Annotated in this window: 18 protein-coding genes and 1 riboswitch; of the genes, 8 read left to right on the top strand and 10 right to left on the bottom strand. The window is 44.1% G+C overall.

What is annotated here, in order from left to right; all coding sequences use genetic code 11:
* Positions 1–85: 85 nt before the first annotated feature.
* Complete coding sequence (cotO, locus tag DIC78_RS03695; protein ID WP_081638279.1) at positions 86–811, top strand: spore coat protein CotO; 726 nt, start codon at positions 86–88, stop codon at positions 809–811.
* Between the two features lie 86 nt (positions 812–897).
* Here cotO and cotZ read toward each other — a convergent pair whose 3' ends face one another.
* From cotZ to cotV, 5 genes are all read right to left on the bottom strand, one after another.
* Positions 898–1347, bottom strand: coding sequence for a spore coat protein CotZ (gene cotZ / locus DIC78_RS03690; RefSeq protein WP_106020536.1), 450 nt, complete (start codon positions 1345–1347; stop codon positions 898–900).
* A 127-nt stretch (positions 1348–1474) separates the two neighbouring features.
* The gene (gene cotY, locus DIC78_RS03685; protein ID WP_003239243.1) at positions 1475–1963 is read right to left on the bottom strand and encodes a spore coat protein CotY; all 489 of its coding nucleotides are present in this window, start codon (positions 1961–1963) and stop codon (positions 1475–1477) included.
* A 150-nt stretch (positions 1964–2113) separates the two neighbouring features.
* Positions 2114–2626, bottom strand: coding sequence for a spore coat protein CotX (gene cotX, locus DIC78_RS03680; RefSeq protein ID WP_127695460.1), 513 nt, complete (start codon positions 2624–2626; stop codon positions 2114–2116).
* 88 nt (positions 2627–2714) lie between these two features.
* On the bottom strand, positions 2715–3044 hold the full coding sequence (gene cotW, locus DIC78_RS03675; protein WP_095713606.1) for a spore coat protein CotW: 330 nt from the start codon (positions 3042–3044) through the stop codon (positions 2715–2717).
* A gap of 40 nt (positions 3045–3084) precedes the next feature.
* On the bottom strand, positions 3085–3471 hold the full coding sequence (gene cotV / locus DIC78_RS03670) for a spore coat protein CotV (protein WP_105953710.1): 387 nt from the start codon (positions 3469–3471) through the stop codon (positions 3085–3087).
* Positions 3472–3626: 155 nt separating this feature from the next.
* On the opposite strand from cotV, the gene DIC78_RS03665 reads away from it, so the two are divergent.
* From DIC78_RS03665 to spoVIF, 4 genes are all read left to right on the top strand, one after another.
* Positions 3627–3983 carry a DUF1360 domain-containing protein gene (locus DIC78_RS03665; protein ID WP_010333781.1) on the top strand — a complete coding sequence of 119 codons (357 nt, stop codon included), beginning with the start codon at positions 3627–3629 and terminating at the stop codon, positions 3981–3983.
* A gap of 286 nt (positions 3984–4269) precedes the next feature.
* Positions 4270–4476, top strand: coding sequence for a hypothetical protein (locus DIC78_RS03660; protein ID WP_059352740.1), 207 nt, complete (start codon positions 4270–4272; stop codon positions 4474–4476).
* An 81-nt stretch (positions 4477–4557) separates the two neighbouring features.
* Positions 4558–4701, top strand: coding sequence for a YjcZ family sporulation protein (locus DIC78_RS03655; RefSeq protein ID WP_106020534.1), 144 nt, complete (start codon positions 4558–4560; stop codon positions 4699–4701).
* A 165-nt stretch (positions 4702–4866) separates the two neighbouring features.
* Positions 4867–5121, top strand: a complete 255-nt coding sequence (gene spoVIF, locus DIC78_RS03650; protein WP_010333784.1) for a sporulation-specific transcription regulator SpoVIF — start codon at positions 4867–4869, stop codon at positions 5119–5121.
* A gap of 65 nt (positions 5122–5186) precedes the next feature.
* On the opposite strand, the gene DIC78_RS03645 is transcribed toward spoVIF, so the two are convergent.
* On the bottom strand, positions 5187–7466 hold the full coding sequence (locus tag DIC78_RS03645; protein WP_127695458.1) for an ATP-dependent helicase: 2280 nt from the start codon (positions 7464–7466) through the stop codon (positions 5187–5189).
* Positions 7467–7581: 115 nt separating this feature from the next.
* Here DIC78_RS03645 and DIC78_RS03640 point away from each other — a divergent pair, with 115 nt between their 5' ends.
* On the top strand, positions 7582–7836 hold the full coding sequence (locus DIC78_RS03640; RefSeq protein ID WP_095713603.1) for a hypothetical protein: 255 nt from the start codon (positions 7582–7584) through the stop codon (positions 7834–7836).
* Positions 7837–7907: 71 nt separating this feature from the next.
* On the opposite strand, the gene DIC78_RS03635 is transcribed toward DIC78_RS03640, so the two are convergent.
* Genes DIC78_RS03635 through DIC78_RS03625 form a run of 3 tightly spaced genes read right to left on the bottom strand, consistent with a single transcriptional unit; the run spans position 7908 to position 9601 of the window.
* Complete coding sequence (locus DIC78_RS03635; protein ID WP_010333787.1) at positions 7908–8330, bottom strand: GNAT family N-acetyltransferase; 423 nt, start codon at positions 8328–8330, stop codon at positions 7908–7910.
* A gap of 4 nt (positions 8331–8334) precedes the next feature.
* Positions 8335–8850 carry a YjcG family protein gene (locus DIC78_RS03630; protein ID WP_010333788.1) on the bottom strand — a complete coding sequence of 172 codons (516 nt, stop codon included), beginning with the start codon at positions 8848–8850 and terminating at the stop codon, positions 8335–8337.
* Positions 8851–8878: 28 nt separating this feature from the next.
* On the bottom strand, positions 8879–9601 hold the full coding sequence (locus DIC78_RS03625) for an esterase family protein (protein WP_095713602.1): 723 nt from the start codon (positions 9599–9601) through the stop codon (positions 8879–8881).
* A gap of 166 nt (positions 9602–9767) precedes the next feature.
* A riboswitch (SAM riboswitch) is annotated at positions 9768–9888 on the top strand.
* A gap of 67 nt (positions 9889–9955) precedes the next feature.
* Here DIC78_RS03625 and metI point away from each other — a divergent pair.
* Positions 9956–11077 carry a cystathionine gamma-synthase/O-acetylhomoserine thiolyase gene (gene metI / locus DIC78_RS03620; protein WP_127696907.1) on the top strand — a complete coding sequence of 374 codons (1122 nt, stop codon included), beginning with the start codon at positions 9956–9958 and terminating at the stop codon, positions 11075–11077.
* Complete coding sequence (gene metC / locus DIC78_RS03615) at positions 11070–12242, top strand: cystathionine beta-lyase (RefSeq protein WP_106020532.1); 1173 nt, start codon at positions 11070–11072, stop codon at positions 12240–12242. Before metI ends, metC begins: the two co-directional genes overlap by 8 nt.
* Positions 12243–12274: 32 nt before the next feature.
* On the opposite strand, the gene DIC78_RS03610 is transcribed toward metC, so the two are convergent.
* Positions 12275–12820 carry a GNAT family N-acetyltransferase gene (locus tag DIC78_RS03610; RefSeq protein ID WP_101860793.1) on the bottom strand — a complete coding sequence of 182 codons (546 nt, stop codon included), beginning with the start codon at positions 12818–12820 and terminating at the stop codon, positions 12275–12277.
* Positions 12821–12843: the final 23 nt, after the last annotated feature.

The raw sequence follows: 12843 nt of genomic DNA, 5'->3' as shown, positions 1-12843 counted from the left end.
AGCAGTCCCAAATAGGGATTGCTTTTTTATTTCTTCTGATTTTCAGCATTCTGTCATATAGATAGAATATGACAGAATCGGAGGGATGAAGATGTCTAATAAGAAAAGAAACGCGGATAAAAAACCGCTCATGTATATTGTTCAGCCGGATTATATGGAAACACGCTCGTCCATGCAGGAGATCGTCATTAAAAGAAAAGCCAAACCGGCTCCGACAAAAGCAGAGGAACAGCCGGTTTATCATGAAAAAGAGCGGGAAGACATTCAGGTAAAAGGTGCAATTGAAACAGAGGAAAAAGAGCGGGAAGACATTCAGGCAAAAGATGCTCAGCAAACAGAGAAAAAACAGGCAGAGGAACAAGTGAGTCAGCAAAAACAAGAGGCGAGAGAGCCGGAGAACCAGAAAAAGCAGCAGGAACCGTTAGAAGAGCCGCAGGCAATTGAAGACACCGCCAAACAGCAACCTCAGGAAGCGGAAAAAAAGGAAGAGCCTGCACCTGAAGCCCGTAAGCCTGAAAAGGAACCGGAGGCCGTTCATAATGCAGCTAAAGCTGAAGAAAAGACACCGCCGGCCAGAAAAGTGAAAAAACCGATGAGCAAGATGTCCATCCATGAAAAAATCGACTTTTTAACAAAACTGCCGCATAACATGCCGAGAGCGCTTTGTCTGATTGAAGCCAATGGGAAAACGTACAGAGGCGTGATTGTCGGAAGAAGAAATGATTCCGTTCTGCTTCGGACGACCGGAAACGGCGCTCCGACTGAGCTGGCGATCGATGATATCACATCTCTGCACCCGTTAGGTTTTTAATGAAAGCAAAAAGCTGCCCGGCAGATCGTTCCGGCAGCTTTTTTACATAGAGAAAAGCCTGCAAATCTGCAAGCTTTTCCGCCTTATCATGAATGATGATGTGTTCGATTGATTAAACGGGGATTTAAGCAATTAATCGCGCAGAAGCAGTCTAAATCCACTTCAATGCAGTAGTGCGTTTTTTCAAGTCGGAACACTTCACAAATCGTGTCTTTATCGGTGAAGTCCAAAATGTGTTTGTGTTCGTCAAAAGCGATTAATAAGGATAGCGTTGCGCAGCTGCCATGAACTTTTTCAACTCTAAAAAATACTGTATTAAAGCAAGGTCCGTTATCCAGCTCGCCGACATTACCGAAGGCGACTAAAGGCTTTGATTTTGATGTAAATATTGCAAAAGGCACTGTATTGCCTAATGAATGGCTTACAGACAAAAGCTTGGAGTGGCAGCCGGTCGGGCAATCCTCCTCAACCGCGTTTTGCAGATCTTCAATTTGTTCTACCGCTTCACGCACGCAGCTTGATGTTTTCTGGCTCATATTATCCCTCCTGCCTTGTAATTTTGAGACTGGCGAAATGATGGAGAGTCAGCTGCCTCACTTTCGAAGCAGCTGAATAATTTGCACCTGTAATAGAGCTTGGAAGGGGATTCCTCTTTACAAGTGTTTATCCATTGTGATGATGCTTTTTATCTTTATGAGGCGAAGTTCTGTCAACTAACTCTGGTGACAGGCATTGAATCGCACAGAAGCATCCGAGGTCCACTTCGATGCAAAAATCTGTTTTTTCTAGCCCGAAGAAATCCGGGTCGCAAGGGTGGCAAACACTTAAGGTATCGCCTTTGACATCGACCGGGCGTAAAATAGAAAGTGTTGCACAGCAATCGCATAATTTTTCAACGCGGAAGAAAATGGATTCAAAGCATTGCATATCATCCACAAATCCCCCCACGTTTCCGAATGTGGAGAACAATCCGCCTTTTTTATCAAAAACGAGAAACGGAATTGTGTCTTTTCCAGCAATCGTAGGGTTTAAAAGGTTGGTATAGCAGCCAGTCGGACACTGTTCTTCAACTGCCTCCTGCTCTGCTAAAATCTTTTCCACTGCATCGCATACACAGTTCTCATGCCGGCCATGGGTTTTTCCGCAGCTCATTGATTTCAGCTCCTTCTTTATAGGGTATTTGACTTTAGTCCTTAACAACATATGTACTCGTGCCTCACTTGGTGTGGGTGAACGTCTATATATTCATCATATGCTGGGAAAATAAGAAAAAGCAGAGCGTTTTAGCTCTGCTTTTAGGTCCTAGAGGACGAGTGTGATAACTAGGATGGCAATGAGAGTGTTTGTTGCTGTAGAGACAAGTGTTGCAATATCGACATCTACTGTTGAGACGTTTACGCCCCGGGAGCATTCGATGAGAAGTTTTTGGCGGTTTACTTGCTTGTTAGCTGTCAGCTGCAGTAAATCTTGTGCGACTAATTCAGCGATTACACCATCTGCAATGGATGTGAGAGTTGCTGTTACGACAGCGGCATTAATTGCAGTTACAACTGATGTAACGGCTTGAACGTCTGTTGATGTAACGTTGATGTCACAAGAGTCTCTGATAATAATTGTCTCATCGGAGACTTGTTTGTTAAGATTTGCCTGAGCCAGATCTTGATTGATAAAAGCATTGTCGTCGCCGAATCCATTGCCATTACAGCAAACATCGCAATGACATTTTCTTTCTTCTTTTTTATCTTTTTCTTTTTCGTCTAACGGATGGTCACAGTCAGGATCAAGTGCAACCCAAGAGTATGGTCTGCTTTCCATATCTATTCCTCCTTTTCTTTTACTGTTATTAAATGAGCGAGCCTCTTACTTTGACTGAGGCATATATCCTGATGAAGAACCCTATTTTTTATGATTGGTTTGAATTGTTATTGTTTTGCCGTCTTTGTCTGAGCTGTTCAATTAATTGCTCTCTGCGGCTTAGCGGTTTTTCGTTCTTTTTCTCTTGCGCGGCTGCTTCTTCTTTTTTCTTCTTTTGATTTTCAACTAATGCAGCTGATTTAGCCTGCAAGTCTTTTACCAGATTCAAGAGCATTTCTTTTTCTTCATCTGATACTTTTTTCATTTTGTCTTTCGTGACGCCGTGTTTAAGAAAGATATTTTGAACAAGCATTTTCGTCATTGGGTCAGCTTCCGGCAGCTTTGCAAGCTCTTCTTTGAATTTATCGTTATCTGACATTTGTTTTCACCTCGACTTTTAAGTTTATGAAAAGAAAGGGTTAAAGGACGTCAAGTTCATTGAGAATGCTGTTTAGCACCTGAAGCAAAATTTGTACAAAGGTTATTATTTCGTCGGCAGATAAAGTAATTTTGATGTTTCGGCTGTTGATAATTTTAATGATGGTTCTTTTTTTGATTTGGGAGTTATCGAGGATGAGTATTTCGCTTGCGACTGCGTCAGCTAAGTTCTCGTCGGCGATGACGAGCTGTGTTGCCAGGATAATCATTGTTGTGACCAAGGCTTGTATAGAAAGGGCAGCTGTTATATGTGACGTATCTATTGTGATATTTTCGCAATCAATGACTTCGATCTGCTGCTCGAATTCGCTAGATAATTGCTCAAATATTTCAGGATGCAGGGATTCAACTTTTTCTTCAAATGACATAACCTTCACTCCTTTCTTATCCATACTGTATATAATGCAGAAGAGGTGCAGAGCGGAATAAGAAAAATAACCAATTTTCAACAGGACAAGATACAAATTCATGAAAGCTAGGGTTTCTGCATATATGTGAAGGGGATGATGAAAGGAGTGAACCAGTGGTTATCAATTGGCTGTCTCTTTTCCTTCTTTCGCTTGCGGTCTTCCGGCTCGCGCGTCTTTTCGTGTTTGATACGATTATGGCGCCGCTTCGCAGCCTTTTTCATGAAGAGAAGGAGGAAAAGGATGCGGACGGGAACATTGAAACGTATATTGTCATAAAGGGAACGGGTGTGAGGGCGTTTATCGGTGAATTGCTGAGCTGCTATTGGTGCACAGGCGTGTGGTGCGCCGGCTTTTTGATTTTATGCCAGGCCTTTATTCCAGAGGCGGCCCAGTGGCTGGTTTTGCTGCTGGCGATCGCAGGGCTGGCCGGTATTATTGAAACCCTTGTATCAAAATGGCTGCAGGAATGAGGCATTCCCATCAGCAACTTTCCGTCAGTAATCGCATAAAATAGCATATATGACATAAGGAAAGGAAGGGATCAAAGTGAATCAATTTAACAAACCTTCCCAAAAAACTCCATATACAGATTCATCGTATCAAACAAAAAAGATCAAAAAGAAAGGCTGCGGGTGCGGCAATAAAAAGAAAAAACCTCAATAGCCTGACACTGACAAGAGACCGGAGATGTCCGGTTTTTTGTTTTTTTAACAATGTTGATTCGCTCAGCATATGTCATGAGAGGGAGGGGATCTCATGAACGAGTTTGAAAAATTCATAGAGGGCAGGTATGGACCGCACGATCAAAAGCAAAACAAACATGACAAGACGATCAAACATATTGAAAAGGAACTGGCTTTATTTGACGAAGCCGGCCTGTCGTTTGAACAAGAAATTGAAGAATTGGCTGAAAAGACGGAAGACTTACTGAAAAAACGGCAGGCTCAGCATGATCCATCATAAATCCGCAAACGCCCTATGCGTATATCCAAGCCGATCATGATGTCTCACATAGTGTATAGAGAGTAAAGGAGGTGCTTAGTTATGGGATTTGGTTACGGAGGCTGCTGCTACGGCGGCGGTTATGCTGGAGGATATTCAGGCGGCGGTTACGGTTCAACATTCGTTCTTGTGGTCGTACTGTTCATTCTTCTCATCATCGTAGGTGCATCTTTTTTTAACTACTAAGAAATGAATGAAGGAGGAAGTGCGGATGATTTCCGTGCTTCTTCCTTACATTGTGTACCCTTTGCTGCTTTTTAAATCAGTACCTTATTTTTTGATTGTGAACCATCACATTATGCGTAAAGCGTTCATACAATACTGTATTACTCCGCCAAAAGGAGGCGTATCATGGATAATCAATTTTTTAAGAACATTGAAAAGAAAACAGGCGTGAACATGCAGGATGTCATGAATCTTGCAGGATCACTCCAAAACGCCAATTTTAAAGATGAAAACACAGTCCGCAGCGTCATTAAACGCGTGGCGCAGCTGGCAAACAGACGCGTGCCGAAAGAAATGGAAGATAAGATTGTCCAGTCCATTACAAGCGGAAAAGAAAAGCTTGATTTTGGAACGATTTCTAAAATGCTGGATAATAAATAAGCGGATGGCCTGGGCAGCGGGCCTTTTTTACAGTGAAAAACCCGGCAGTATCACTGCCGGGCTGTTTATTTGGGCAAAGGCTGTTTCGTTTGCTGCAAAAGAGGATACAAAAACCTTGAACGGTGGGCGGTTTTGCCGCGCCTGTTTGCGGGACAAGACAAATATAAATGCTGTTTGGCCCGTGTCATTGCAACGTACAGAAGGCGTCTTTCTTCCTCAAGCGGAGCTTCGTCTCCCTTTCTCGCTGTTTCTAGTGAGAAATCATGCGGGATGGAGCCGTCTACCGTGCCTAATACATAGACGGTTTTGAATTCGAGACCCTTTGACCGGTGAATGGTCATCAGCTGAACGCCGTTTTCATCCGTTTTGTTTTTTTCAGCAGCCCGCATGTGATCGACATGGGCGAGAAAGTCAGGGATGGTTTTGAATTTTTTGGCGACAACCTTGACGTCACGCAGGTCATCAGAGCCTTTTTCCAGCTTATTTCCTTCGTTGCCCCGTTTTTTTAAGTATTCGGAGAAGCCCATTTTTCCTTCGGCAAAGGTAATGGCTTCCACCGGCTTCATGGTGCGGATGCTTGCGAAAAAGGGCACGATTTTTTTGATTTTATCCAGCTGGAACGGCTTCAGATCCGGCAATTTGGCCAGCGCTTTGATCATGGAGCAGTCCTCGGTAATCGAGAGCGCCTTCAGCGTGTTTAAAGCAGACTGTTTTAGAAATAAGGCAGGCAGCAAGTGCTTAATCGCTTCAGTATCATCCTCGTTTTGGCTTGCGTACAAGTATGCGAGTATCTGGCGGACGATCCTTCTGCTGTAAAAGGACTGGACGCCGCGATCTGCGGTATACGGAATGGATGATTGATGAAGCCTTTCATAAATGGCGCGGCCGGCGCTGTTTGTCCGGTAGAGAACCGCAAAATCTTCAGGTTTTGCGCCGTTTTGAATTTTTTCTTTCATATCGGAAACCACCATTGTCGCTTCTTCTTCTTCGTCATAAGGATAAAACAGCACAGGGACCTGCGCGTCGTCACGTGCGGCTTCCAGCATCTTGGCATACCTGTTTTTGTTCTTTTTCACGACAATATCAGCACTGGAAACGATCGGATGTGTTGAACGGTAGTTCGCTGTTAAATAGATTGTTTTGGCACCGGGATAATCCTTTTGAAAATCCAGAATAAAAGAAGGGCTGCTGCCGCGAAACGCATAGATTGACTGATCATCGTCACCGACACAGCACAGGTTTTGTTCCGGACTCGCCAGCATTTGCATGATTTTATATTGAACCGGATTAATGTCCTGAAACTCATCGATTAAAATATACGTAAACCTAGATTGATATTGCTCCAGAAGGTCAGGCCGTTCTATAAACAGTTCATAGCAGGCTGACGCCATATCATCAAAATCAAATTGGCGGTGTTCTTTTTTCTGGCGCTCATAATATTCGTATAGGCGGTAGACTTGTTTTTCCCACTCATCCTTTAAAGGAATATGTTCATTCGGCAAATAAGTGTTTTTCCAGAAGCCGATTTGCTGCAAAGCCTGATCGACAGGGAACTCTTTCTCATCTACGCCTTCTTCATAGAGTGCTTTTTTCATATATTGTTCCTTTTGCCACTCCATTTTAAGCAAATGTTCGCCATTCCATTTGGCAGAATCATAGTGATATAGGATTTTATAAAACAAGCTGTGGAATGTTCCGGTGACAAGTCTTCTGACTTTTGACGGCTGTAATCCGTACTGCTTCGCCATGCGATCTTTCATTTCCGCGACGGCTTTTGTTGTAAAGGTGACAAGCAGCATATGTTCCGGCGGTATGTCTAAGTGTTCGATCATGTGGGCAGCGCGCGCGGTCAGCACACGTGTTTTTCCGCTTCCTGCACCGGCAAGCACCAATAAAGGGCCTTCCGTTTCCGTGACAGCTTTCAGCTGATCTGTGTTTAAGCCGACAGTCGGAAAAAGGCTCATATCAGGTGTTTCCGGTCTTTTTATAAAAGGTGTACCAGGTTTAATATGTCTTGGAGTCTGCCATTCCGTGACACCGGGTGCCGGATCAGCTGATATCGCTTTTCCTTTAGGCAAACGAAAGACGCCGGATTCCTGAAAGTCTTCTTTTCTCTCTTCTTTCGCCGGTTTCGGTTCGCAGGCTTCCTCACACGCCGGGAAATCACCAGGCTGCCGGTGAATAAATGCAGGCGGTTCAGCGATGTTGAGCCTTAACAAAACAGGCTTTCCGCAATGAGAACAAAATAAATTCCCTTTTATTCCTTCTTCATAGAGGAATTGATAATGTTCTCTCGAATATGTATGTAAATGTATTGTTCGATCATTCAGTCGGGCGCATTTCAAAAAGGGGTCCTCCCAATAAAAAGGTGTTCATTACAGACAAAGACTATCATATCAAAAGAAACGTGTTTCAAAAAGTAAGTTTAAGGGAAAAGAACAGCAGAAGGGTGGGGATCGTATGATATATGCAGGTCAAATTCAGAACCAGCAATACGCTCAATATGCCAATCGCACAATAGGCCATAAACAGGATTATGCCGGAACAGAGAAGATCAGCTATGTCCCATTTCAGCGGGTATACAAGGAACTTGAAAAGCAGCAGGAGAATCTAACGGCTGCTGAAAGGAAAGTAAACGAGGCAAAACGTAAGCGCTCTCTTTATAAAAGATTTCGAGAAAAAGGGATAGGCACATCTATTAATCGATATGTATAAAAAACCGTTCACATGAGAGAGCGGTTTTTTATATGCGAAAAAATCCGGATCTCAGAAGACCCGGATGGTGTTTAATCCTTAATCATTTGCAAATGGGGAATGCCGGCATCGAGAAATTCCTCTTCAGACAGCACCCGATATCCATGTTTTTTGTAAAATGGCACTGCTTGTGTCTGCGCATTTAACATAAAACCTGAAGCACCGCCGTCTGCTGCCGCTTTTTCCAGCGCTTTCATAATGATGCCGCCGACACCGGCTGAGCGGTGGCTTTTTAAGACACAAATTCGCTCTAATTTGCCGTATCCGTTTTTTAGCCGCCATCTTCCGGCGCCGACCGGCTGATCTCCGTCATATACCACAATATGCTCTGATTCGTTTTCTAGCTCATCAATTTCTTCTTCAGCTGGTACGTTTTGTTCTTTGACAAAGACTTCTTTTCTTACATAAAATGCATCTTTCATTTGTTCTTCATTTTTTGCGATAACTGCTTCCAATCGTTTATTCTCCTCCGCCTAACAGGAACGTTTCATATACCGTCCACGAACCGTTTTCCAATTGATACAGCAGATGAAAACGGTCAACAATTTCTTCATGAGATACTTCCTGCATTTTTAACTGCCCTAATACATCCGAATGCTCATCGTCGGAAAGGTTTTGGCCGACCGTCACATGCGGAACAAAATTGTATTCCTGATTACCGGCTAATACACCGGTGTAAAGTTTTTCATTCAGTGTTTTTAATTCTTCCGTCGGTTCTGCTTTAATGTAAATGACATTATTGACAGGCGCAAAAGAACTGTATTTGGTCATTTTGAGAACAATTGGATGAGATTCTTTAGCGATTTCTCTCAATTGTGATACCAATTCACCGGCTTCCTCTTCTGTAAATTCAAATGAAGATCTCAGCGTCAAATGAGGCGGGATCAGGGAATAGCTCGGATCATAGCGCTTTCTGTAAGAGTTCGCGAGATCTTGCAGTTTTTTTGATGGAAATAAAACAATTCCGTATTTCATAGTATGTCCCTCCTGAAAATAAAGTATGTTAGAGCATTTTTTTCAGAGCCGGCGTAATGAGCGGCTGCCAGTATGTCCACTTGTGGTCTCCGTCAAATGGCTCAAAATAATAATCGGAAAGCTTTTCCTCCAAAAGCTTTTTCAGCTCCTGATTCGGTTCTGTGAAGTCCAAAATATTGCCGTCTGTCGTATGGACGTCTGTTTCTTTTGTTCCGATTTGGTGATAAAGAGAGAGGTGTTTAATGTCGTCTGACTGTTTCACGGCTTTTAATACATGTTGATCTACATAGGGAGACTGCATGATGATGTTACCAAACATATTCGGATAATCAAGCGCTGTCATAAGAGAAACGGTCGCTCCGAGAGAATCACCGATCAGTGTCCGCCCGTAGCCGACTTGGTACGTCGGAAATTCATGGTCCGCAAAAGGAACTAGCTCGTGGGCAATAAATCGTTTATATGCCGAAAACTTAGAACCTTCCGGATGATAGGTTTTTCTGCGTTCTTTTACATCCTTGTAAGGAACACCGATAATAATGCATCGGTCTATTTCTCTTTTGGACAGCAATTCCTCCACTTGTCTGCCGATTCTCCCCAGCCTGAAATAATCGTGGCCGTCCTGCGCGATAATAAGATGATATTTATAAAGAGGGGAGTAGTTTGACGGCAGATAAACGAGTACTGTCATTTCCTCGTTAAGCTCTTTTGAAAAGAGCTTCTTTTCTTGAACTGTGCCGTTTTTCGGTGCCATAATACATTCCTCCAGGACATCACTAGACTTTCTTGCGTTTGAAATTATTGTACCATGAATTATTAGAAATTTCTCTCTTTAAACAGTTCGGTGCCCGAAGAAAAAAGTATTGAAATAAACTGCAAATTGCGCTAATATAAAACAATCAGAAAATTGAAATCGATATTTCTTATCGTGAGAGGTGGAGGGACTGGCCCTTAGAAACCTCAGCAACCGGCTTGTTTTGCATACGTGCAAAGCGCCAAGGTGCTAAATCCAGCAAGCGTACTATGCTTGGAAGATAAGAAGAAGCGTTAAACCCCTTCTTCTTATGAAGAAGGGGTTTTTATTTTGAAAAGGGAAGGTGTCAGCTATATGTCACAGCACGTTGAAACGAAATTAGCCCAAATCGGAAACCGAAGCGACGAAGTAACGGGAACAGTGAGTCCCCCTATTTATTTATCAACAGCATACCGCCACAGAGGGATCGGCGAATCGACCGGATTTGATTATGTTCGGACAAAAAACCCGACACGCCAGCTTGTTGAGGACGCGATTGCCAGTTTAGAAAACGGAGCGAGAGGGCTTGCCTTCAGTTCGGGAATGGCAGCGATTCAAACGATTATGGCACTGTTTAAAAGCGGGGATGAACTGATCGTTTCATCGGATTTGTATGGGGGCACGTACCGTCTGTTTGAAAATGAATGGAAAAAATACGGCTTGACCTTTTATTATGATGATTTCAGCGATGAGGACTGTTTACGCTCCAAGATTACACCAAATACAAAAGCGGTGTTTGTGGAAACACCGACAAATCCGCTGATGCAGGAGGCGGACATTGAAAAGATCGCTCGGATTTCAAAAGAGCACGATCTTCTGGTGATTGTTGACAACACATTTTATACACCGGTTTTGCAGCGTCCGCTTGAGCTTGGAGCCGACATTGTCATTCACAGCGCAACCAAATATTTAGGCGGGCATAACGATCTGCTTGCGGGGCTTGTTGTTGTCAAGGATGAACAGCTTGGAGAAGAAATGTTTCAGCATCAAAACGCCATCGGCGCCGTCTTGCCTCCGTTTGACTCATGGCTTTTGATGAGAGGAATGAAGACGCTCAGTCTCAGAATGCGCCAGCATCAGGCGAACGCGCAAGAGCTTACGGCCTTTTTAGAGAAGCAAGAAGAAATCAAGGATGTGCTTTACCCGGGAAAAGGAGGCATGCTGTCCTTCCGTCTGCAAAAAGAAGAGTGGGTGAATCCATTTCTAAAAGCACTGAAAACGATTTGCTTTGCAGAAAGCCTCGGCGGGGTGGAGAGCTTTATTACATACCCTGCCACACAGACGCACATGGATATTCCTGAAGAAATCCGTATCGCAAACGGTGTCTGCAATCGTCTGCTGCGTTTTTCAGTCGGAATTGAACATGCGGAAGATTTAAAAGAGGACCTAAAACAGGCGTTATGTCAGGTCAAAGAGGGAGCTGTTTCATTTGAGTAATCACAATTGGACGCTGGAAACCCAGCTCGTGCACAATCCATTTAAAACAGACGGTGCAACCGGGGCGGTCAGTGTACCGATCCAGCACGCATCGACCTTCCATCAATCTTCATTTGAAGAATTTGGCGCATATGATTACAGCCGCTCAGGCACGCCGACAAGAACAGCTCTCGAAGAAACAATTGCCGCACTGGAAGGCGGAACGAGAGGGTTTGCTTTCAGTTCAGGCATGGCTGCGATCTCAACAGCATTTTTACTTCTCTCACAGGGCGATCACGTTCTTGTGACAGAAGATGTATACGGCGGAACCTTCCGCATGGTGACAGAGGTTTTGACCCGTTTTGGCATTGAGCACACGTTTGTTGATATGACGGATATCAACGAAGTGGCGCGGAATATCCAGCCAAACACAAAGGTCATTTATATGGAGACACCGTCAAATCCGACACTTGGAATTACTGATATTAAAGCGGTTGTCCAGCTTGCAAAAGAAAACGGCTGTCTGACCTTTCTGGATAATACTTTCATGACACCGGCACTGCAGCGTCCGCTTGATCTCGGCGTGGATATCGTGCTTCACAGCGCAACAAAATTCCTGAGCGGACACAGCGATGTGCTGTCAGGACTGGCTGCTGTCAAGGATGAAGAACTTGGGAAGCAGCTGTATAAGCTGCAAAACTCGTTCGGCGCCGTCCTTGGCGTGCAAGATTGCTGGCTCGTGTTGCGCGGCTTAAAAACATTGCAGGTCCGTTTAGAAAAAGCGAGCCAAACAGCGCAGCGGCTTGCGGAATTTTTCCAGAAGCATCCGGCGGTGAAACGCGTGTATTATCCGGGGCTGTCTGATCATCCGGGGGCCCAAACCCATAAAAGTCAGTCGATGGGAGCGGGTGCTGTGCTTTCTTTTGAGCTTGAAAGCAAAAAGGCCGTTAAGAAATTAGTAGAGAATGTATCACTTCCGGTCTTTGCTGTGAGCCTTGGCGCCGTCGAATCGATTTTGTCCTATCCGGCAACGATGTCTCACGCGGCAATGCCTAAGGAAGAGCGTGAAAAACGCGGCATCACAGACGGCCTGCTCCGTCTAAGTGTGGGAGTCGAACATGCAGATGATTTAGAACGTGATTTCGAACAAGCGCTGAAAGAAATTGCGCCCGTAGCTGCGCGTTAAAAAAGAAGCCGGGCGATATCCCGGCTTCTTTTTTATTTTTCATCATCAGGATTCAGAATCGCCAGTACTTGATGATCCTCCCATTTTCCATTGATTTTCACGTTTTTTCGGGCAATACCCTCTTTATGAAATCCCGCTTTTTCTAATACGCGCATGGACCCCAGATTGCGAGGCATGACACCGGCTTCAATGCGATGCAGTTTCAAATCGTGAAACGCATAATCAACAATCAGTCTGACCGCCTCTGTCATAAGGCCCTTTCCGTTATGGGCTTTATCTAAAAAGTATCCAATAAACGCGCATTGCAGCGCTCCGCGGATGATTTGGAAAAGGGAAACCGTCCCGATTAATGTATGGTCTTTATTTGTGAAGATGCCGAAGTGATACTCTTGGTCATTTACCAGCCTTTGCTGATATTGTTCGATCCTTTTTCTCTGCCCTTCAATCGTATAGTAATCGTCTGCGCGAATCATGGAGAACTGTTCAAAAAATGCCCGGTTTTCGCTTTGCAGCCGAAGATTCTCTTCAGCATCTTCTGTTTCTAAAGGTCTTATATAAATGGTATGTCCTTTTAACATACAGTGATCTCTCCGTTTCTCTT

This window comes from Bacillus halotolerans (assembly GCF_004006435.1).
Taxonomy (GTDB): Bacteria; Bacillota; Bacilli; order Bacillales; family Bacillaceae; genus Bacillus; species Bacillus halotolerans.
The sequence above is the reverse complement of the archived record's forward strand: the minus strand, read 5'-3'. Positions and strand labels throughout refer to the sequence as shown.